Here is a 21,371-nt window from a genome sequence, read left to right on the forward strand (position 1 = left end):
GCCCCGGGGGCGGAAGCGGGCGCAGGGGCGGGAACAGGAGCGGGATCGGGCGCGGCGGCGCGGGCGGAGGCGCATTCGTTGGAGGCGTGGTCGGCAGTGATGGACCGGGACGACGTCGACCGGGCCCTGGCCCGGCTGCGCGCCGAGCACGAGGCCGTCGAGACCTCGCTGCTCGCGCTCCAGGACCACGCGGGGCGCCGACTGCTGGAGGGGGCCGCCCTGACCGGGGTCACCGCCGAGCGGTGGGCCGTCGCCGACGCGGCCGTCACCCGGCTGTGGACGTACTTCGACGCCTACAGCGGGGCGCTGACCGCGGCCCGCAAGATCCGCGAGCGGCGCCGCTGGCCGAACCGCGAGGACCTGACCGAGCTGACCGAGCGGCTGCGCGGGCCCGGGGTGCAGATCGCCGGGGCCGGCGCGCAGGGCGCGGCCCTGACCGAGCGGCTCTCCCTCGCCGAACTCGTCACCCGGATGAACAGCCTGTACGCGACCTCGCTGGACGTGGTGGTCGCCGCCGACGCGGTGTGGACGGCGCTGCCCGCCCGGATCGACCTGCTCTCCGCCGAACTGCACCGCACCCGGAACCTGGCCCATTCGGTCGGCGTCCGCCCCGGGGAGCACCCCTCGGGCGACGACCTGGAAGCCATCACGGCCGAACTGGCGCAGCTGCGGGCGCAGGTGATCGCGGACCCGTTGGCGTTCTGGGTGCCGGTGGCGGGCAGCTCGGCGCCCGGCGGAGGCCGTCCGGACACCGGGCGCTACGACCGGGCCGCGCTCGCGCTGGAGGACGTACGCCGGGAGGTCGAGGCGGTGCTCGCCGTACGGCAGGACGCCGAACAGCGGCTGATCAGCCTGCGGGACGTGCTCTCGCGGGCCGACCGGACCCTGGCGGAGGCCCGGACCGCGCGCGGCGAGGTCCTCGCGAAGATCGCGGCATCCGAGGTGCCCGCGGTGAGCGGGCCGCCGACGGTGCTCCAGGAGCAGCTCGCGGCGGCGGCCGAGCACCGGCGCCAGGCGCGCTGGCACCGGCTGTCCCCGCTGCTGGAGTCCCTGGAGGAACGGGCGGAGGAGGAACTGCGCAGGGCCCGTGAGTCGTTGACCGCGGTGACGGCGCCGCTGGCGGTACGGGCCGAGCTGCGCGGGCGGCTCGACGCGTACAAGGCGAAGGTGGCCCGGCACGGGCTGGCGGAGGACCTGCTGCTGGTCGAGCGGTACGACGCGGCCCGCCGGATGCTGTGGAGCGCGCCCTGCGACCTGCGGGCCGCCGAGCAGGCCGTCCTGCGCTACCAGCAGGCGGCACGCGAAGCACTGCAGGGCACGGGGACTCCCGGAAAGGAGGGCGCATGAGCCTGAACGGAACGGCGTGTGTCCGCCCCGGCTGTCCGGGGACGTACGAGGACATGGGCGGCGGCGAGCTGTACTGCGACACCTGCGGCCTGGCCCCGGCCGGCTCGGTCGCCGCGGGGGCGCAGGAGCTGGTGTCGCCCCCGACGGGGATGACGAGCGCGGCGCGCGGGGGCCTTGGCGCCGGCGGGTCCCGGGGGTCCCAGGGCTCGCAGGGTTCGCAGGGCTCCGCGCGGTCCTCGGGCTCGGCGCGGTCCTCGGGCTCGGCGCGGTCCTCGCGGTCGTCCTCGTCGCGGCGCTCGGTCTCGGGACGGCTCTCGCGCGCCCTGTCGGGGGCCGCCTCCACCCGGTCGGTCTCGGTCCGCAGTTCGGGCTCCGCCGCCGCCTCCTCCGGGCGCAGCAGGCTGGGCGCCGGGCTGGTCAACGTGCCGGAGGTGCCGCGCCCCGACCCGTCGGCGGCGGTGCTGGAGAACCCGGAGGTGCCGGAGCGCAAGCGGTTCTGCTCGCGCTCGGACTGCGGGGCTCCGGTGGGCCGCTCCCGCGGGGAGCGGCCGGGCCGTACCGAGGGCTTCTGCACCAAGTGCGGCCACCCGTACTCCTTCGTGCCCAAGCTGCGCTCCGGCGACGTGGTGCACGGCCAGTACGAGGTGGCGGGCTGCCTGGCGCACGGCGGCCTCGGCTGGGTGTACCTGGCGGTGGACCGGGCCGTCTCGGACCGGTGGGTGGTCCTCAAGGGCCTCCTGGACACCGGCGACCAGGACGCCATGGAGGCCGCCATATCGGAGCGGCGCTTCCTCGCGGAGATCGAGCACTCCAACATCGTGCGGATCTACAACTTCGTGGAGCACCTGGACCAGCGGACCGGATCGCTGGACGGGTACATCGTCATGGAGTACGTCGGCGGCAAGTCCCTGAAGGAGATCGCGAACGGGCGGCGCCGGCCCGACGGCCGCCGCGACCCGCTGCCGGTGGAACAGGCCTGCGCGTACGGCATCGAGGCGCTGGAGGCACTCGGCCACCTGCACAGCCGGAACCTGCTGTACTGCGACTTCAAGGTCGACAACGCGATCCAGCAGCAGGACCAGCTGAAGCTGATCGACATGGGCGCGGTACGACGGATGGACGACGAGGAGTCGGCCATCTACGGCACGGTCGGCTACCAGGCCCCGGAGGTCGCGGAGCTGGGGCCGTCGGTCGCCTCCGACCTGTACACGGTGGCGCGCACGCTGGCCGTGCTGACCTTCGACTTCCAGGGCTACACGAACGTCTTCGCGGACTCGCTGCCGGACCCGGAGCACATCGAGGTCTTCGCCCGGTACGAGTCCTTCTACCGGCTGCTGGTCCGCGCCACGGATCCGGACCCGGGGCGGCGTTTCGCGTCCGCGCAGGAGATGGCGGACCAGCTGACGGGTGTCCTGCGGGAAGTGGTGGCCCTGCAGACGGGCCGGCCGAGGCCTCAGCTGTCGACGCTGTTCGGGCCGGAGCTGAGGGTTCCGGACACCCGGCTGTTCACCGAGGCCGAGGGGGCCGGCGGCGGGGGCTCAGCCGTCTCCCGGCTGGGCTACCGGACCGACCCGCGGGGACCGTCCTCCCGGCGGGGCGGCCTCTTCGCGGTACGGGGCCGCGGGCGCTCCGTGCGGGCGGCCACGCGGGGCGGCGGGGGTGACGGAAGCGGAGGCGCCGGTGCGGCGGGTGCGGTCGGTGCCGTAGGTGCCGTCGGTGCCGTCGGTGCCGTCGGTGCCGTCGGTGCGCGTGTGCCCGGGGTCGCCGCCCGGTCCGTCGCTGCGGCCTCCCCGGCCGGCCCGCCGGGGGCCGGCGGCGCGCCGCTGCCCGCGCTGGGGACCACCGCCACGCACGTGGCGGGCGTTCCCGTGCCGGGGCCCCGACCGGCACCCGGAGACCCCGGCGCTCCGGCGGCTCCGGCGGCTCCGGCCCGGTCCGCGGGACCCGTAGCGCCGGTGCCCGTCCTCCTGCCACCACCGCCGGCGGCGACGGCGGCGGCGACGGCGGCGGCGGCGGCGGAGAGCACCCTGGACGCGGCCGACGCCGCGCTGGCCCTGCCCGTACCCCTGGTGGACGCGGGCGACCCCAACGCCGGGTTCCTGACCGGGCTGCTGGCCTCCGCCCCGGCGGACCTGCTCGGCGCGCTGGCCTCCGCCCCGGCGGACTCCGCCGAGCTGCGCCTGCGGGAGCTGCGCGCCCGGCTGGAGCTGGGCGAGCTGCCCGCGGCCGGCGCCTGCCTGGCGGACCTGGAGGCCCGCCACCCCGACGACTGGCGGGTGGTGTGGGCCCGCGGCATCGCCTCGCTGGCCACCGGCGAGAACGAGATCGCGGCCCTGTCCTTCGACGCCATCTACGACGCCTTCCCGGGCGAACCCGCACCGAAGCTGGCGCTCGCCCTGTGCGCGGAGGTGCTGGGGCAGCTGGACAACGCCGCCGAGTACTACCGGCTGGTCTGGATCACCGACCCCGGGTTCGTCAGCGCGGCCTTCGGGCTGGCCCGGGTCCAGCTCGCCGCAGGTGACCGGGCCGGGGCCGTGCGTACCCTGGAATCGGTACCGGAGGCGTCGATCCACTACACCGCCGCACGGGTGGCCTCCGTACGCGCACGTCTGCGCGACCGGTCCGCGCAGGAGCCGCTGCTGTCCGATCTGGCGGCCGCCTCCGACCAGGTGGAGGCGCTGCGGCGGTTCGGGCTGGACCCGGAGCGGCAGGAACGGCTGGCAGCCGAGGTTCTGGGCACGGCCCTGGACTGGGTACTGTCGGGTAGCCGGGGTGCCGACCCCGGCCGGACCACGCTGCTCGGCAGTCAACTGGACGAGCGGGGCCTGCGCTTCGGCCTGGAGCGCTCGTACCGCCTCCTCGCACGGCTGGCACAGCGGGGCGAGGAGAGGATCGAACTGGTGGAGCGGGCAAACCGTTTCCGTCCCCGGACGTGGGTGTGATTGATGTCGATGCATCGGCCGTCGGGCTGCCCCAGCTGTGCGGAACCCCTCGAAGAGGGGGACCGTTTCTGCGGAGTCTGCGGCTACCCCGTCTCCGCTGCCCCTCCGGTACACCCGGCCGCGGCGGGGGCTTCCGCTGCCCCGGCCGCGCCGGAACCCGCACCCGGGTGGGGCAGTGTCAGCGAGGCGGCGCCGACGCTGGTCGGTGACGCGGCGGGCTGGCCCGCCGGCCCGGCGGGGCAGAGCGCGGCCGCGGCCGCGACACCGCCGCAGGGCGGTGCGCCCTGGCCCGTAGGGGCCCCCGTCGCCCGGTACGACCTGCCGCCCGGCGAGGAGCCGGAACCGGCCGGGGAAGCGGGCCCGGGCGAAGCCGATGGCGGTGGCGAAGGCCACGGCCCGGGCGTGAGCGGCTCGCGGCAGGGCGCGGAGGCTTCGGAAACGGACGCGCCGCAGGCTCCGGTGCAGGGCGCTCAGCCGGGAGGCGCTCAGGCACCGGAGGCACCGGAGGCCCCGCATGCTCCGCAGGCTCCGGAGGCCCCCGTGCAGGGCGGTGCGGCCGACGGCGGGAAGACCTGTGTGGCCTGCCGGGCCGGGCGGGTGGACACCGACGGGTACTGCGAGCACTGCGGGCACGCCCAGCCCCGGGAGCGGGACCACCTGGAGGAGGAGCTCGGCAGCGTCGCCGCCGTCAGCGACCGCGGGCTGCGCCACCACCGCAACGAGGACTCGTTCGCCGTGGCGGCCACCGCCCTGCCGGACGGTTCCGCGGCCACCGTGGCCATCGTCTGCGACGGCGTCTCGTCCGCGAGCCGCCCCGACGAGGCCTCGGCCGCCGCCGCGGCCGCCGCCAACGAGGCCCTGCTCGAAGCCCTCCCCCGCGGCGCGCACCCCCAGGAGGCCATGCACGAGGCGATCCTCGCCGCCGCGACCGCCGTCAACGCCCTGGCCCCGGAGGTGGCCGGTGCGCAGAACGCCCCCGCCTGCACCCTGGTCGGCGCCGTGGTCAGCGGCGGCCTGCTGACCATCGGCTGGGTGGGCGACAGCCGGGCCTACTGGGTACCCGACGACCGGGCCGCCCTGCCGCGCCGGCTCACCGAGGACGACTCCTGGGCGGCGCAGATGGTCGCGGCCGGGCTGATGGGCGAGACCGAGGCCTACGCCGACGTCCGCGCGCACGCCATCACGGGCTGGCTGGGGGCCGATGCGTACGACCTCGAACCGCACACGGCCACCTTCAAGCCGGACCACCCCGGTGTGGTCGTGGTGTGCACCGACGGCCTGTGGAACTACGCCGAATCCGCCCGGGAGATGGCCCAGGTGCTGCCCGCCGACGCCGCGGCCCGCCCCCTGCACAGTGCGCAGGTCCTGGTGGGGCACGCCCTCGACGGCGGCGGCCACGACAACGTCACCGTGGCCGTCGTACCGTTCGCGGCGCCGGAACAGGTCCAGGGCGCGCCCCCGGAGCCGCCCGCCGGCCCGGAGGCGCACCCCCGGGCCTGACCACCGGCGGTCCGTCCGCGCCCGGCCCCCCGGGCCCGTCCATCCGTCCGCGTGCCCCCGTCCGTCCGCCTGCCCCGAGCCCCCAGAGCCCCCAGGAGTTCCACCGATGGCGAACTTCGCCAAGCCGAGCGCCCCGCGGTTCAGCGTGGAGGTGTACCAGAACGAGTTCCTGCCGCAGGGCGGGCGGGACGTCCACGCGATCGTCACGGTCACCTCCAGCGGCGGCGCCACCGCCACCCGGGCGGCGGCCCACGGCTCGGCCGCCGTCGTGGTGATGGTGGACTGCTCGGGGTCCATGGAGTACCCGCCCGACAAGATGCGCGGGGCCCGCGAGGCCACCGCCGCGGCCGTCGACACCCTGCGCGACGGCACCTCGTTCGCCGTGGTCGCCGGTACGCACGTGGCCAGGGAGGTCTACCCGGGCCAGGGCCGGCTCGCCGTGGCCGACCCCGCCACCCGGGCGCAGGCCAAGGAGGCCCTGCGCGGGCTCAGCTCCGGCGGCGGCACCGCCATCGGGACGTGGCTGCGCCTCGCCGACGGGCTGCTGCGCCAGACCTCCGCCCCCATCCGGCACGGCATCCTGCTCACCGACGGCCGCAACGAGCACGAGGACCCGGCCGTCCTGCGCGCCACCCTCGACGCCTGCGCGGGCCGCTTCACCTGCGACGCCCGCGGGGTCGGCACCGACTGGGAGGTCAAGGAGGTGACCGGCATCGCGAGCGCACTGCTCGGCTCCGCCGACATCGTGGCCGACCCGGCCCACCTGGCCGAGGACTTCACGCTCATGATGGAGAACGTCATGGGCAAGGAGGTCGCGGACGTGGCGCTGCGGCTGTGGACCCCGGTGGGCGCGGAGATCCAGTACGTGAAGCAGGTCGCACCCGCCGTGCAGGACCTGACCGCGCGGCGGGTGGAGGCGGGCCCGCGCGCGGGCGACTACCCGACGGGGTCCTGGGGCGACGAGTCCCGCGAGTACCACGTGTGCGTACGCGTCCCGGGCGCGGCCGTCGGCCAGGAGATGCTCGCCGCCCGGGCCACGCTGGTCCTGCCGGGGCCGGCGGGCGCGCCGCCGGAGGTCCTCGCCCAGGGGCTGGTGCGCGCGGTGTGGACGGACGATCCGGCGGCTTCCACCGCGATCAACCCGCAGGTCGCGCACTACACCGGGCAGGCGGAGCTCGCGCAGGCTATCCAACAGGGGCTGGAAGCCCGCAAACTGGGCGATGTCGATGGTGCCACCGCCAAACTGGGGCGTGCCGTGCAGCTGGCGACTGCGTCGGGCAACGCCGACACTGCGAAACTGCTGGCGAAGGTGGTGGATGTCGTCGATGCCGCGAACGGTACTGTGCGGCTGAAAGCGAAGGTCGCCGATGCCGACGAGATGACTCTTGAAACGCGTTCGACACAGACCGTCCGAGTCAAGAAGACCTGAGAAGACCTGTCGCGATGACGCAGGGAGAAGAAGGGGGAAGCGCCGCCATGCCGACCTGCCCGAACGGGCACCAGTCCGCCTCCGACGACTGGTGCGAGGTGTGCGGCCACCGCATGGCCTCCGCTTCCGAGGGCGCCCCGCCGGCCCCCTCGTACGGCTACGGCTTCCCCCCGGTCCCCGGTGACGCCACCGCCCAGGCCGAGCTCTGCCCGCAGTGCCGCACCCCGCGCGAGGCCATGGCCCCGTTCTGCGAGGAGTGCCGCTACAACTTCCTGACCCGCTCGGCGACCTCGTACACGCCGGCCCCGTCCGACGCGGGCGCCCAGGGCGCTGCCCCCGCGCCCCCGCCGCCGCCCCCGGCCGTGCCGCCGGCGGCGTACTCCCAGGACCACTTCGAGTACCAGGGTTCGCGGCCGTCCCGGGTGAACCGGCCGGCGGAGCCGCTGCAGCGCGAGGACGACTGGCTGCTGCCGCCGCCCGCGCACGAGCAGTCCCCGTACCAGCAGCAGGCGCCGCAGCCGCAGTACCAGCAGCAGCCGCCGCCGCAGGAGTACCCGCAGGAGCAGCACCAGCAGCAGTACCAGCCGTTCCCGGCGCAGGGCGGCGGCTGGACCGCGACGATCGGCCCGGACCGCTCGTACTTCCTGGCGATGATGCACCGCAGCGGCCCCGAGGCGGCCGGCCTCAACCTGCCCGCGTACGCCCCGGAGCAGCACCTGCCGCTCTCCGGCGGCCAGGTCACCATCGGCCGCCGCCGCGCCTCCACCGGCGAATCCCCGGACATCGACCTGTCGGTGCCGCCGGAGGACCCGGGAGTCTCGCACCAGCACGCGGTCCTGGTCCAGCAGCCGGACCTCAGCTGGGCGGTGGTGGACCAGAACTCCACCAACGGCACGACGATCAACGGCGGCGAGGACCCGATCCAGCCGTACGTCCCGGTCCCCCTCACGGACGGCGACCGCGTCCACGTGGGCGCCTGGACCACCATCACCATCCGCCACACCTGACCCCGACCGATGCCCCGACGCCCGGTCGCCGAGCCCTCCCCGCCGGGGCTCGGTTTCCCGTCCCGCCCCGCGGCCGGCCGGCCCGGACGTGGCGGTCGAGCGGCGCGGGGGCAACGGCTGGCCCTCTTCGACCTCGACGACACGCTCGTCGACCGCCGGGCCGCGCTCGCGGCGACGCTGATGCGTTTTGCCGACCGCCATCACCTGACCGCGGAGCAGCACGGCGCCGTCCTCGCCCGCCTGGGCGAGCGTGCCGCGATCTCCGATTTCCAGGCGATCCGCACGCTTTACGGCCTGGCCGCTCCGGCCGAGGAGCTGTGGACGGCGTACCTGGCGGACATGGCCGCGCTCTCCGTGTGCCCGGCCGAGGTGCTCGACGGGCTGGACGAACTGAGCTCGCGCGGATGGCGGCTCGGCATCGCGACGAACGGCCCGGCGGACATCCAGCACGCCAAGCTGGAGGCCACCGGAATCGGCCGCCGCATCCACGGGGTGGGCGCATCCGGACCTGTGGGGTTCCGCAAACCCGACCCCCGGCTGTTCGCCGCGGCCGCCGTGTCCTGCGGGGCAACCGTGGAGGACGGCGGGTGGATGGTGGGCAACGACCCCGTCAAGGACATCCACGGCGGACGGCTCTCCGGACTTCACACGCTCTGGATCGGCGCCCCGTCCCGATGGCCCGCCCACCTGCAAGCCCCCGACCAGTACAGGTCCACGGCCCTCCTTGCCGTGCGATTGCTGCTGGACGGCACCTCTTGAGGAAGACGACGATGACGGGATCCGCCACCACGGTGGGACTACTCCATCCCGGCAGCATGGGAGCAGCGTTCGGCGCTCAGCTGCGTGCGCGGGGAATCACCGTCCTGTGGTGCCCGCACGGACGGAGCGAGGCCACCCGGCGGCGTGCCGAACAGGCCGGGCTGGAGCCCGCAGCCCTGTCCGAACTCGTGGACCGCGCGGATATGGTCCTGTCCCTCTGCCCGCCGGCCGCGGCGGAGGCCGTCGCTTCCGAGGTTGCCGCGCATGGTTTCGGCGGACGCCCTTTTGTGGAGGCGAATGCGATTTCTCCGGATCGCCTGCGCCGTATCGCTGCTCTCCTCGACGGTGCGCAGACCATCGACGGAGCGGTGGTGGGTTCCCCGCCCGTCGGCGGCAAGACGCCGACGCTCTACCTCGCCGGGGCGCCCGGCCCTACCGGTGCAGTCCAGCGGATCTTCGTCGGTACGGACATCCGTACTCATGATCTGGGGCCCGAGATCGGAGCCGCTTCGGCTCTCAAACTGGCCTACTCCAGTTACCAGAAGGCGTCCCGCGTTCTGGCAGCGCTCGCGTACGGGGCCGCGCAGGTCCATGGTGTCGGGGACGAACTGCTCGCCATCGCGTCGAAGCGGCGCGGCAGCTACCTCACCGAAACGGACTACATCCCCAAAGCGGCTGCACGGGCATGGCGTTGGGCACCCGAGCTCACCGATGCCGCCGCCCTGCTGAGCGACGCCGGACTCCCCGATGAGCTGATGACGGCCGCCGCGCAGACACTCGGCCGCTGGGACGCTGCCCGCGACCTTCCGCTCAGCGTCGAGGAGGCCTTGGCGTTCCTGCGCCGGAACCCGCTGTCGTCGGAATGACGGTGCAGCGGCGGCCACGCGCCGCCCCCGCAGCGAGGCTCCGTCGACTCAGCGCACGAGCTTGCGGATGACGATGCCGACGGTGAGCGTGGTGAACAAGAGACCACCGGCGGTGCAGCACACCGCGAGTGCCGTCCAGGCGTGCGTCTTCAGTTCGGACGGAGCGCCCACCCCCACGTTCAGCCAGAGCGCGCAGGCCAGGGTGAGTGCCCTTCCCGCAGCCACCAGGTCGAGTAGACCTTCGCCTCCCGGTCCGCGGGCGGCTCCCGAGAGGTGCAGCAGAGCGCCCGTCGTCACCATGGCGCCCCCCAGGGTGCGCGCGGGGTTGCGCGCCCGTACGCCCCAGCCGAGGACGCCTCCGAGCAGCCCCCGGCCCGCGAGGCGCCCGAGCAGGGACCGCTCGCCCGCCTCCCGCTGCCGGGTGAAGTAGTACAGCTGGTCGCCCTCTGACATGCGCCGCCGCCGGGTCAGCGTGGACCGTACGGCCTCCAGCGCGCTCGGGCTGACCCGGGTGAACACCCGGGCGAGGAAGCTGGTGACCTGCTCGTCGCTCCGGAAGACCACGTCGCCGAGGTCCACCTCCTGGATGCTGCTCGTACCCGCCAGCCGGAAACGGGCCGGGCCGGTGGGCATGGCCAGCGCCCGGACCGCGGTGTCGGCCAGCTCCACGACGACGGGGGCAGCCTCATCGGCGCTGGCGCTGAGGCTGGAGAGGGTCGAGGACCTGAACACCAGCTGTGCGGTGCCGGTGCTGTCGGGCGTCCCTTCTGCCGGGGCCGGGCCGCGCTGGGCCGGGACGGTCGCCACGTGGCGCAGCCCCCGGACCACGACCGCGCCCCGTACCTCGCTGTCCAGCAGCGCACTGGCCTCGCCGGGCACCACCATTCCGTTGATGCGCAACCCGTCCCGGCAGCGGACGCCCGTGCCCTGGAAGGGGACGTCCACCCGGACCCGTCGCAGGACGAGAGCGGAGACGTCCACCTCCTCGAGGGTGAGGGAAGCCAACCAGAGGTCGTCCAGGGTGATGCTCTCGGTGACGTGCACGCTCTCCAGGGACACCTGCGGTCTGCGCTGCCTGCCGACGGCCGCCTGGCTGCGCAGCGACACCGTCGCGGCCCGTAAGCGCTTCAGCTGGACGGGCCCGCGCATGGCCGCGATCTGCACGGAGTCCGACACCCGCACCCCCTCGAACCGGGTCGGGCCACAGGAGTGGACATCGAGGGCCTCCAAGGTCGATTCGCTGACGTCGACACCGGTGTTGCGCGGGGTGTTGCGGACGACCAGACGGCCGATGCGGGAATTGCTCACGAGCAGGGCGTCCGCGGTGCAGTGGTCCACGACCAGTTCCTCGATGACGCAGGACCGTACGGTGATCGCCCCGGCCACATTCACCCGGTTCATCGCCAGGCGGCCGGCGGTGAGGGAGTCCAACACGAGGGGCTCGTCGATGTCCCGCCGCGTGATCGTCAGGTCCCGGCCACGCCCCTCCGACGCATCCAAGTCCGCTGCCAGCGCCAGTGCACCGAGCGTGCTGATCGTCGCCATCCGCAATCCCCCACTCGATGTCGGTCCGCTCCCTCACACGCGGCCTGCGTTTTCGCCGGCCCGCCGTCAGCCGTCCTCACAGGAACGCGGTCAGGCTTCCCGCCGGAACGTGCTTCCGGCCGCCCCTGCCGTACTCCGAGGCGATACGGGCTGCCACCGCGGCCGGGCCGGCCAGGTCGGTCCGGACCAGGAGCTGGAACAGCTCCTCCTCGGCGGGTACGGCCGCCAGATCGGCCAGCGCCTCGTCCCAGGCTGCGAGGCGCTCTGCCGTGTCCCGGTCACCCCTCCCCCGCGACCGTGCCTCGCACACGTCACGGGGCACCCACAGGAGGACGGACAGCCAGGGCTCACGCACGGCGGAGTTGAAGGTCCGCAGGTGGTCGACACTGCCCAGGTGGACGACGGGGACACGCCCGGCCCGGGTCATGGCGTCGAGGTCGTCGCGGTCGACCGCGTACGTGTTGCCGTACCTCGCCGTCTCCAGCACGACACGACCGGCTGCGCGCAGCGCGTCCAGCTCTACTCGATCCGCCATGCGGTAGCCGGTGGTACGACCGGAACCGACTTTGATCTTGGGTAGCTGCCCGTAGCGGTCGTCGAGGTCCGCCAGAGCGACGCTGACGGTGTCCTTGCCCGCTGTCGGGGGGCCGAGGAGGACGACGCCGCCGTGGACTGTGCCCGACTGCCGGTTCGACGTCATGCCGGTCCTTCGCTGTACCTGCCGACCAAAGCCTCTGCCACCGACTCCACCTGCTCCGCCAGTGGTGTCATCGCAGTGATCCGGTTGTCCACGAGGTGGAACGCGCCGACGGGGCGTCGATCCAGGGACATCGAATCGAGGTACTGGCGCCAGTTCGCGAGCTTCCAGGTGTCCCGTGCCGCGTTGCGCGAGGTGAGCCGTTCCCGCATGGACGACGCGTCGCTGTCCACCCACACCACTTCCAGGCCGGCCCCCAGCCGTGCACAGTGCCTGCGGGTCCGAACGGCCCACTGAGGGTCGACGACCTCGGAGAGGAAGGGGGCGACCGCAACCACCGGCACCCCGCATTCGAGGTTTTCCCAGCACGCCTTCATCAGGGACTCGTACTCCAACGGCCGCACCGTCTCGGCGTACAGACGGCTCTGCCGGTCGTCGGGGTCGCCGTTGAGGTGGGACAGCAGCGACTCCGTCAGCGGCCTCGTCAGGGTGTCCTTGTCCAGCAGGGGCCACCCCGTGGCCTGCGACATCATCTTCCCCGCCTCGGACTTGCCTGACCCCGCATACCCGGCGACCAGCACCAGTGCGATGGCATGCTCGGACGGCTCCGAACCGATGTTCAACGCTGCTCCCCCAAGACCTGACGCACACACCCGTCCTGGGCACCTTAACGGCAACTGATCAACTCCGCCGACGAGTTCTCCATCTCGGCGCTCCCGTGGCCTATGAACCGGTGGGTGCCGTCCCCAGGGGCCAGACGTACGGGCCTCCCGGGTCGTCCAGCCAGGACCACTGGCCGTGCGGGGTGACCGTGACGCCGAAGCGTTCGCGCGCCGGGCGGCCCTCGTGGCGCCACAGGTCGAGCGCCTCGCGGGGGTGCAGGACGCCCGCGGTCAGGACGAGCATGAACTGGAAGCGCTCGTTGTCGACCAGTTCGTACGGGAGCGCCGCGGGGGGCGGTGCGCCTGCCGTGGCCCCGCGCAGCGGGACGAAGTACGCCGAGGTGTGCAGGAAGCGGCCCTCGGCGAAGGCCGGGTCGCGGACCGTGAGGGCGATCAGGCCCGTCGACAGGGGGGCGAGGATCCGCGCTCCGGGCCGGCACTGGCCGAGCCAGGCGGGCGGGATCAGCGGCAGGGTGCAGGTCACCATGATCCGGTCGAAGGGGGCCCGGGAGGGGCAGCCGCGGTCGCCGTCCCCGGTGACCACGGCCGGGTGGTAGCCGAGCCGGGCCAGGTGGGCCCGCGCCGACTCGGTGATCTCCTCGTCCAGGTCCACGGTGGTGACCAGGTCATCGCCGAGCCGGTGGCACAGCAGGGCGGCGTTGTAGCCGGTGCCGGCGCCGATCTCCAGGACGTGGTCGCCGTCGCGCACGTCGAGGGCGGTCAGCATCCTCGCCATGAGGGAGGGCTGGCTGCTGGAGGAGAGCAGTTCGCCGTCGCGCAGCCGGGTCGCGAGGGGGGCGTCGGTGTACACCCCGCGCAGCCAGCGGGCCCGCTGCTCGGGGTCGGGGTCCTCGGCCCAGAGCCGCTCGTGGCCTGCTCCGCGGCCGGTCCAGAAGTACGGGACGAAGACGTGCCGGGGTACGGCCGCGAAGGCGGCCCGCCATGCGGGGTCGTCCAGCGCCCCGGCGGCCGCCAGTTCCCGGACCTGCCCGGCGTGCGCGATCTCCCGCAGGTCGCGGGCCTGCGCGGGTGGGGTGTGCGCGCCCATGCCTCCACTGTCCTGCGCGCGGGCCCGGGGGGCGACCGCGGGGCGGTGCGGGAGGTCGTAGGACCTCGGTACTCCGTCCGGGTGTCTGAGACGATGGACGGGTGAATGAGATTCCGCGCGGCACACTGCAGGAGCAGACCTTCTACGAGCAGGTCGGCGGCGAGGAGACCTTCCGCCGCCTCGTCCGGCGCTTCTACGAGGGGGTCGCCGAGGACCCGCTGCTGCGCCCGATGTACCCGGAAGAGGACCTGGGTCCGGCCGAGGAGCGTTTCACCCTGTTCCTGATGCAGTACTGGGGCGGGCCCACCACCTACAGCCGGCACCGCGGGCACCCGCGGCTGCGGATGCGGCACGCTCCGTTCCAGGTGGACGCCGCGGCGCACGACGCCTGGCTGAAGCACATGCGGGTGGCCCTGGACGAGCTGGGCCTGGCGCCGGAGCACGAGGCGCAGCTGTGGAAGTACCTGACGTACGCGGCCGCGTCGATGATCAACACCGCGGGCTGAGAACCCGCGGCGGCCTCGCCGTCCGGGGGCCCCTACAGCGGGCGGACCGGGAGGGCGCCGAGTCCCGTGGCGCTGCCGGGGCGGCGCAGGGCGACGGAGCCGTACGGGGTCCGCAGGCGCAGCCAGGTCCCCGTCCCGAGCAGGGCGACGGGCGCCGGGGCCGCGGTGGCCGGGTCTGCGGCGGCCGGGCCCGCGGCGGCGACGGCGGAGCGGACCGGCCGCAGGAAGCCCAGGGACTGCGCGGCGTGCACGGCGCGCAGGGGGAGTTCGGTGGCGCCCAGGGTCCGCGACCAGATCTCACGGCCGATGCGGTCGCGTTCGGAGCGGGTCCGGTGCTGGGCCGGCAGGGCCTCGTCACGGGACCGGAACTCGGCGACGGACGCCGCCAGGGCCGCCCGCATCTCCTCGGGGCCGGGCAGGCCCGCCAGCTGCTGCCAGCCGCCGCGCGGCGGGAGCAGGCCGGTCCAGGGGGGTCCGGTGACCGGGCCCGGTACGCCGGCTGCGGCCGCGGCCTCGTCCACGGACTCCAGCAGTTCCCCCGCGGAGACGGTCACGTCGAGCGGGGTGGTGAGGGGGACGGCGAGCCGCACCGTACGGACCGCCAGGACCTCGAAGGAGGGCGGCCGCCCGAACACGGCGAGCGCGCCGCCGCCCTCCCCCGCGGGGGGTGCCCCTTGGAGGCGGACTGCGGCGGCGCGGTCGTAGTGCACCAGCCGGCCGAGGAAGGCGGCGAGGTCCGCCGCCTCCCCGGCGTCGGCGAAGTGCAGGGGGCCGGTCATGCCGCGAGGCGCCCTTCGGCTGCCTCGGGGCGGTCGAGGTACTCCTCCAGGAAGCGCCTCTCCTCGGCCGTGATGCGGCGGGGCCGCCCCTCGGCGAGGTTGTACGGGACCACGACCGTCTCGGCGCGCACGTACACCGTCTCGGGCCGGTCCCCGGTCGCCTCGTCCTTGACCTCGTAGCGGATGGTCAGGGAAGCGGCGCCTATCCGGGTCACCCAGGACTCGATGAGGACGGGCTCGTGGCGGTGGACGAGGGGCAGCTTGTAGTCGATCTCGTGGCGGGCCACGACGGATCCGCCGGTGAAGGACTCGCTGCCCTCCCCGGGCGCGAGGCGGAACATGAAGTCGATCCGCGCCTCCTCCAGGTAACGGAGGAAGACGACGTTGTTGACGTGCCCGAAGGCATCCATGTCCGCCCAGCGCAGGGGGCACCGGTACTGGTGTCTGGCCATTTTTTCCGGCCTCAGCCTCGGGTGAGCTTCTTGTAGGTGGCGCGGTGCGGACGGGTGGCGTCCGGGCCGAGCCGCTCGATCTTGTTCTTCTCGTAGGACTCGAAGTTGCCCTCGAACCAGTACCACTTGGAGTCGCCCTCGTACGCGAGGATGTGCGTGGCGACCCGGTCGAGGAACCAGCGGTCGTGGGAGATGACCACGGCCGCACCGGGGAACTCGAGCAGGGCGTTCTCCAGGGAGGAGAGCGTCTCGACGTCGAGGTCGTTGGTGGGCTCGTCGAGGAGCAGCAGGTTGCCGCCCTCCTTGAGCGTCAGGGCCAGGTTCAGGCGGTTGCGCTCACCGCCGGAGAGGACGCCGGCCGGCTTCTGCTGGTCCGGGCCCTTGAAGCCGAAGGCGCTGACGTACGCGCGGGACGGCATCTCGACCTGGCCCACGTTGATGTAGTCCAGCTCGTCCGACACGACCGCCCAGAGGGTCTTCTTGGGGTCGATGTTGGCGCGGGACTGGTCGACGTAGCTGATCTTGACGGTCTCGCCGACCTTGATGGCGCCGGAGTCCGGCGTCTCCAGGCCCTGGATCATCTTGAAGAGCGTGGTCTTGCCGGCGCCGTTCGGGCCGATGATGCCGACGATGCCGTTGCGCGGCAGCGTGAAGGACAGGTCGTCGATGAGGACCTTGTCGCCGAAGGCCTTCGAGAGGTTGTTGACCTCGACGACGATGGAGCCGAGGCGCGGGCCCGGCGGGATCTGGATCTCCTCGAAGTCCAGCTTCCGCATCTTGTCCGCTTCGGCCGCCATCTCCTCGTACCGGGCGAGACGGGCCTTGGACTTGGTCTGACGCCCCTTGGCGTTGGACCGCACCCACTCCAGCTCTTCCTTGAGGCGCTTCTGGCGCTTCTCGTCCTTGCGGCCCTCGACCTTGAGACGGGTGGCCTTCTTCTCCAGGTAGGTGGAGTAGTTGCCCTCGTACGGGTGCGCGCGGCCGCGGTCGAGCTCGAGGATCCACTCGGCGACGTTGTTCAGGAAGTACCGGTCGTGGGTGACGGCCACGACGGCGCCCTTGTACTGCGAGAGGTGCTGCTCCAGCCAGTTCACCGACTCGGCGTCGAGGTGGTTGGTGGGCTCGTCGAGGAGGAGCAGGTCCGGGGCCTCGATCAGCAGCTTGCACAGCGCGACGCGGCGCTTCTCGCCACCGGAGAGGTTGACGACGGGCCATTCGCCGGGCGGGCAGCCCAGGGCGTCCATGGCCTGCTCCAGCTGGGCGTCCAGGTCCCAGGCGTTGGCGTGGTCCAGGTCCTCCTGGAGCTTGCCCATTTCGTCCATGAGCGCGTCGCTGTAGTCGGTCGCCATCAGCTCGGCGACCTCGTTGAAGCGCTTGAGCTTGCCCATGATCTCGGCGGCGCCGTCCTGGACGTTCTCCAGGACGGTCTTCGACTCGTCGAGCTTGGGCTCCTGCATCAGGATGCCGACGGTGTACCCGGGCGACAGGAAGGCGTCGCCGTTGGACGGCTGCTCCAGGCCCGCCATGATCTTCAGAACGGTGGACTTGCCCGCGCCGTTCGGTCCGACCACACCGATCTTGGCGCCGGGCAGGAAGTTCAAGAAGACGTCGTCGAGGATCACCTTGTCGCCGTGCGCCTTGCGCGTCTTGCGCATGGTGTAGATGAACTCAGCCAAGAGAAACCGTCCGGCAGATCGAGGGTGGGCAGATACACCCCATCTTGCCTGACGTCCATACGCCGGGGGAAACCCGTATGGCTTCGGGGGTCCCCTTCGGGGCGCCCTGACGGTGAGAATGATCTCCGCAGGGTCTGCGCGCGGCCGGTGCCGCGGTCTGCGGGCCGGATGGCGGGACGGCCGGGGGGCACCGTGGGGAACACCTTGCTGGCACTGGCCGTGGCGCTGGTCGGCGTCACGGGGACACTGCTCGCGCCGGTGCTGTCGCAGCGCCTGGTCGCACGGATCCAGTCGCAGCAGTTCGAGCGGGAGGAGCGGCTGGGCGAGCTGCGGTGGCAGCGCGAGCAGCGCGTGGCCGAGCAGGCCGCGCGGCGGGCGTGCTACGTCACGGCGAACGCCGGGTACCGCCGCTACCGGCAGGAGCTGATGCTGTTCCTGTGGCTCGTCCGCAAGGGCGAGGACACCGCCCGGGGGCGCTCGGACCTGGAGGATGCGCGGCGGGGCATGCACGCGGCGTTCGCGGAGGCGCAGATGACCGCGTCGGACGCGGTGCTGGCGGAGCTCGACGGGATGACGAGGGCGCTGGCCGGCACGTACGCCCGGGTGCTGCGCCTGGAGGAAGGCGATCCCTACCAGGACGGGTCCTTCGAGGACATCCACGCGGAACTGCTGGCCCTGCGGGAGCGCTGGGAGCGGATGCGGGACGCCATGCGGGCCGACCTGGGCGTGACCGGCCGGTAGCCCCGGCCCGGACGACCGGCTGGCGAGGCACGGCCCGGGCGCGGCCGGAGTCGGGGCGGGGCGGGGTGGACCCGTGCCGGCCCGTGAGCGGCGGCGTACGGGCCCGGAGGCGCGGCCGGAGTCGGGTGGAGCGGGCGGGGTGGACGCTTGCGGCCGGCCCTGAGCGTACGGGACCGGCGGCGGGGCCGGACTCGGGCGGGAAGGCCTACCGGGGTCGCCGGCCTGAGCATGCCCGCCCGCGGACGGCGGCGTACGGGCCCGGCGGCGCGGCCGGACTCGGGTGGGGCGGAGCGGGGTGGACCCGTGCCGGCCCGTGGGCGGCGGCGTACGGGCCCCGCGGCGCGGCCGGACTAAGGCGGGGCGGGGCGGACCCGTGCCGGCCCGCGGACGCCGGCGCACGGGCCCCGCGGCGCGGCCGGACTCGGGCGGGCAAAGCCTGCCGGGTCGCCGGCCTGAGCATGCCCGCCCGCGAGCGGCGGCGGACGGGCCCCGCGGCGCGGCCGGACTCAGGCGGGGTGGGGCCGTTTCCCGGGGCGTCGGTGGAGGGCGCCCCGGGGTGGGGGTCAGGCTCCCGTGGTCCGGCGGCGGAGGCGGGCCGCGAGGACCAGGCCGGCGCCTGCGACGAGCGCGGCTCCGGCGCCGCCCGCGGCCAGCGCGGTGTCGGATCCGGCGCCGGTGGAGGCCAGCGCGCTGCCGGTGCTGCCGTGGGCGGCCACGCTGCCGTTGCCGGGGGTGACCGTGGTGCCCGTGGTGCCCGTGCCGGTGGTGACGACGGCGGGCTGGACGGTGCCGGTGCCGGTCCCCGTGCCGTTGCCCGTACCCGTGCCCGGGCCCGGCTTGCCCGTGCCCTCCGCGGCCTTGTCCTTCGCGCGGGCCGTGTGCTGCCCGGTCGCGAGGAAGGCGACGCGGTCCTCGGCGGTGCCCTTCAGGGCGGCCTTGCCGGCTGCCTTCACCTCGGCGCCGCCGTCATTGATGATCTTGGAGATGCGCAGCTCGTTGTCCTCGTCCCGCAGCTCGTACTGGGTCACCTCCAGGAAGTGCCGCAGTTCGGCCGGGGTCGGGGAGCCGTTCAGCAGCTTGCCGATGGCCTCGGAGAGGATCGGGCCGTCCTCGGCCTCGTCGATCCCGGCCAGCTCGACGCGGTCGTCGCTGGCCTGGGCCAGGTACCGGCCGGTCTCCATGAAGGCACGCAGCTCGGTGGGCGAGTCCCGGCGCAGGACCTGGAGGGCCTTCTCGCGGAGCACGGATCCGCGAGGGGCCTGGCCGACGATCCGGGAGACGTCGACCCGGTCGTCGTCGTGACGGGCGACGTGCTGGCCCGTCACCAGGAAGGCGTGGACGTCCGCAGCGGAGCCGCGCAGGGCCTGGCGGCCCGCCTCGCGCACCCCGGGGCCCGACTTCGGGTCGGCGAGCATGCGGGCGATCGCGATCCGCTCGTCCTCGGTTCGGGCAGCGAACTGGCCCTTCTCCAGGAAGGCGCGCACCGCGGCCGGGCCGCGGTCGAGAGCCTTGCTGCCCTCCTCGCGGAAGATCGAGCCGGGCGCCGCCGCGTGCATGAGGCGCAGGATCTCCAGGCGGTCGGCCTCGGCCTGCTTGTCGACCTCGGCCGGCTTCTCGCCGGGCTTGTCCGCCGGCTTGTCCGCCGGCTTCTCGACGGGCTTGTCCGCCGGCTTCTCCGCGGCGGTCCCGGCCGGGCTCTGGTCAGGAGCCGTGGGCGAGGAGCCCGTACCGGCCGCCGACGCGTGGTCGTCGGCGGAGGCCGGGGCGGCGAGCAGAACGGCCGGGGCGATGGCGGCAGCGGCCACCACCGCGGCGATCCGGGACAACTTCAAGACAGCACCCCTGGTGTGGTTCTTCACAAGATCCCATGATCTTGCACCGGGTCACTGTAGGCGGTGCGGAGCGGATGATCGAACGAGTTGTACCGGAGGGTTCACGTCCGCGGGCGGTACACGATGAGCGCGTCCGGCAGGTCGTCCAGGGCCAGGGCGGACGGCGCCTTCGCGTACTCGCCGTCGTAGGCGAAGGGCGTGCCCGCCGGGATCTCGGCGATGCGCAGGCTTCGCAGCCGGGTCGCCACATGGACCGGGGAACGCGTCAGCGGGCCCGCGAAGGCGGCGGCCAGCAGGCGGGGTCCGGGACGGCCGCCGCCCCGGACGAGCCGGACGTCCAGCAGGCCCTCGCCCAGGTCGTCGCGGCGTCGGGGGGTGGGGCCGGTGCCCTGGTAGGTGCCGTTGCCCACGAAGAGCAGCCAGGCGCTCAGGGGCCGGCCGGCCAGCTGCAGCCGTACGGGCCGCTCGGCCCGCAGCACCTTCCAGGCGGCCAGCAGCGCGGCCGGACCGCTGCCGATGCGCGGCGCCCAGCGCAGCCGGTGGCGCAGCAGCTCCGGGTAGGCGCCGATGCTGAAGTTGTTCAGGAAGTAGCCCGCCTCGGCGCCGTCGGGGCCGGGGCTGAAGCGGCCGAGGCCGACGTGGACGGCGTGGCCGGCCTCCACCGCGCGGCAGGTGTCCTCGGCCCCGCCCAGGCCGAAGTCGAGGGCGAAGTGGTTGAGGGTGCCGCCGGGGAACACGGCGAGCGGCACTCCGGCGTGCAGCGCGGCGGCGGCAGCCGCGTTGATCGTGCCGTCTCCGCCGCAGACCCCCAGCACGGCGGACCGGTTGGCCGCCGCCAGGAGTTCGGCGGGCAGGTCCCCGTCCTGCCACTCGACCAGCTCGGCCTTGGGCAGCCGGGTGCGCAGGATGTCGAGTCCGGCCGCCGCCGCCGTCCCCGACCGGGTGTTGACCACCACGGTGAGCCCTTCCCCGTCGGGCAGCGCGGGCGCCCCGGCGGCCGTCCGCTCGTCGCCCGGCACGATGCGGGCCTGCTGCGCGCCGTGCGACAGCTTGCGGACGAGGAGGCCCGCGGCCACCCCGAGCGCCGCGCCGGCGGCCACGTCGGAGGGGTAGTGCACCCCGGTGTACACCCGGGAGAAGGCCACGGAGGCGGCCACCGGGGCCAGCGCGGCGCCCCAGCCGGGGGATTCCAGCGCCACGCCCGCGGCGAAGGCGAACGCCGAGGCCGAGTGCCCGGACGGGAAGGACGTGGTCTGCGGCTGCGTGGTCAGCCGGCGCACCGCGGGCACCCCGTACAGCAGCGGCCGGGGCCGCCGTACGGACCACTTGCCCACGGTGTTGATGGTCGCGGAGGCCAGCGCCAGCGAGGCCATCCCGCGCACGGCGGCCTTGCGCGCGCGGGGCGAGCCGAAGAGACCGAGCGCCGTGGCGGTCCCGGCCCACAGGACGCCGTGGTTGGCGGCCCGCCCGAGCATCGGCAACACGCGGTCCGCACCCGGCCAGTGCCGGCGGGCCACCCTGTCGAACAGTTCCCGGTCCCATCGGGCCACGGCGCCTTGCCAGGTCAGTTGCTGATCAGCCAT

The 21,371-nt window shown here is 74.0% G+C and carries 18 protein-coding genes; 9 read left to right on the forward strand and 9 right to left on the reverse strand.

Translation table 11 applies throughout. The features are described 5' to 3' along the window. Positions 1-99: 99 nt before the first annotated feature. The 7 genes from ACLJTM_RS22850 (at position 100) to ACLJTM_RS22880 (ending at position 9,850) form a co-directional block, all read left to right on the forward strand. Positions 100-1,347: a hypothetical protein gene (locus ACLJTM_RS22850; protein WP_411105542.1), complete on the forward strand. Its 1,248-nt coding sequence runs from the start codon at positions 100-102 to the stop codon at positions 1,345-1,347. Then, complete coding sequence (locus ACLJTM_RS22855; protein WP_411105543.1) at positions 1,344-4,289, forward strand: tetratricopeptide repeat protein; 2,946 nt, start codon at positions 1,344-1,346, stop codon at positions 4,287-4,289. The genes ACLJTM_RS22850 and ACLJTM_RS22855 overlap by 4 nt, the downstream gene beginning before the upstream one ends. 540 nt (positions 4,290-4,829) lie before the next feature. Next, a complete protein-coding gene (locus tag ACLJTM_RS22860; RefSeq protein WP_411105544.1) occupies positions 4,830-5,789 on the forward strand; it encodes a PP2C family protein-serine/threonine phosphatase in 960 nt (319 codons plus the stop codon). A 106-nt stretch (positions 5,790-5,895) separates the two neighbouring features. Then, positions 5,896-7,218, forward strand: a complete 1,323-nt coding sequence (locus tag ACLJTM_RS22865; protein WP_411105545.1) for a vWA domain-containing protein — start codon at positions 5,896-5,898, stop codon at positions 7,216-7,218. Positions 7,219-7,265: 47 nt separating this feature from the next. Further along, positions 7,266-8,225 (forward strand): FHA domain-containing protein, encoded by a 960-nt coding sequence (locus tag ACLJTM_RS22870; protein WP_411105791.1) that lies wholly within the window; start codon positions 7,266-7,268, stop codon positions 8,223-8,225. 9 nt (positions 8,226-8,234) lie between these two features. Then, complete coding sequence (locus tag ACLJTM_RS22875) at positions 8,235-8,984, forward strand: HAD family hydrolase (RefSeq protein WP_411105546.1); 750 nt, start codon at positions 8,235-8,237, stop codon at positions 8,982-8,984. Between the two features lie 11 nt (positions 8,985-8,995). Continuing rightward, positions 8,996-9,850 (forward strand): DUF1932 domain-containing protein, encoded by an 855-nt coding sequence (locus ACLJTM_RS22880; protein ID WP_411105547.1) that lies wholly within the window; start codon positions 8,996-8,998, stop codon positions 9,848-9,850. A gap of 48 nt (positions 9,851-9,898) precedes the next feature. Here the strand turns inward: ACLJTM_RS22880 and ACLJTM_RS22885 are convergent, their stop codons facing one another. From ACLJTM_RS22885 to ACLJTM_RS22900, 4 genes are all read right to left on the reverse strand, one after another. After that, positions 9,899-11,395: a hypothetical protein gene (locus tag ACLJTM_RS22885; protein WP_411105548.1), complete on the reverse strand. Its 1,497-nt coding sequence runs from the start codon at positions 11,393-11,395 to the stop codon at positions 9,899-9,901. Positions 11,396-11,471: 76 nt separating this feature from the next. Beyond that, positions 11,472-12,095: a guanylate kinase gene (locus ACLJTM_RS22890; RefSeq protein WP_411105550.1), complete on the reverse strand. Its 624-nt coding sequence runs from the start codon at positions 12,093-12,095 to the stop codon at positions 11,472-11,474. Beyond that, complete coding sequence (locus ACLJTM_RS22895; RefSeq protein WP_411105551.1) at positions 12,092-12,715, reverse strand: AAA family ATPase; 624 nt, start codon at positions 12,713-12,715, stop codon at positions 12,092-12,094. Before ACLJTM_RS22895 ends, ACLJTM_RS22890 begins: the two co-directional genes overlap by 4 nt. A 100-nt stretch (positions 12,716-12,815) precedes the next feature. Continuing rightward, positions 12,816-13,802 carry a methyltransferase domain-containing protein gene (locus ACLJTM_RS22900; protein ID WP_411105552.1) on the reverse strand — a complete coding sequence of 329 codons (987 nt, stop codon included), beginning with the start codon at positions 13,800-13,802 and terminating at the stop codon, positions 12,816-12,818. Positions 13,803-13,903: 101 nt separating this feature from the next. On the opposite strand from ACLJTM_RS22900, the gene ACLJTM_RS22905 reads away from it, so the two are divergent. Beyond that, positions 13,904-14,308 (forward strand): globin, encoded by a 405-nt coding sequence (locus ACLJTM_RS22905; RefSeq protein WP_411105553.1) that lies wholly within the window; start codon positions 13,904-13,906, stop codon positions 14,306-14,308. Positions 14,309-14,340: 32 nt separating this feature from the next. Here the strand turns inward: ACLJTM_RS22905 and ACLJTM_RS22910 are convergent, their stop codons facing one another. The 3 genes from ACLJTM_RS22910 to ettA are packed head-to-tail and all read right to left on the reverse strand — an operon-like array spanning position 14,341 to position 17,215. After that, positions 14,341-15,087 (reverse strand): hypothetical protein, encoded by a 747-nt coding sequence (locus tag ACLJTM_RS22910; protein ID WP_411105554.1) that lies wholly within the window; start codon positions 15,085-15,087, stop codon positions 14,341-14,343. Continuing rightward, the gene (locus ACLJTM_RS22915) at positions 15,084-15,539 is read right to left on the reverse strand and encodes an acyl-CoA thioesterase (RefSeq protein WP_411105555.1); all 456 of its coding nucleotides are present in this window, start codon (positions 15,537-15,539) and stop codon (positions 15,084-15,086) included. Before ACLJTM_RS22915 ends, ACLJTM_RS22910 begins: the two co-directional genes overlap by 4 nt. An 11-nt stretch (positions 15,540-15,550) precedes the next feature. Continuing rightward, a complete protein-coding gene (gene ettA, locus ACLJTM_RS22920) occupies positions 15,551-17,215 on the reverse strand; it encodes an energy-dependent translational throttle protein EttA (RefSeq protein ID WP_411105556.1) in 1,665 nt (554 codons plus the stop codon). Positions 17,216-17,407: 192 nt separating this feature from the next. On the opposite strand from ettA, the gene ACLJTM_RS22925 reads away from it, so the two are divergent. Then, a complete protein-coding gene (locus ACLJTM_RS22925; RefSeq protein WP_411105557.1) occupies positions 17,408-17,956 on the forward strand; it encodes a hypothetical protein in 549 nt (182 codons plus the stop codon). Between the two features lie 563 nt (positions 17,957-18,519). Here the strand turns inward: ACLJTM_RS22925 and ACLJTM_RS22930 are convergent. After that, positions 18,520-19,788, reverse strand: coding sequence for an ALF repeat-containing protein (locus ACLJTM_RS22930; RefSeq protein WP_411105558.1), 1,269 nt, complete (start codon positions 19,786-19,788; stop codon positions 18,520-18,522). Positions 19,789-19,889: 101 nt separating this feature from the next. Beyond that, the gene (locus ACLJTM_RS22935) at positions 19,890-21,371 is read right to left on the reverse strand and encodes a bifunctional phosphatase PAP2/diacylglycerol kinase family protein (protein WP_411105559.1); all 1,482 of its coding nucleotides are present in this window, start codon (positions 21,369-21,371) and stop codon (positions 19,890-19,892) included.

The sequence above is a fragment of the Streptomyces sp. cmx-4-9 genome (assembly GCF_046548835.1).
In the GTDB taxonomy this organism is placed as follows: Bacteria; Actinomycetota; Actinomycetes; order Streptomycetales; family Streptomycetaceae; genus Streptomyces.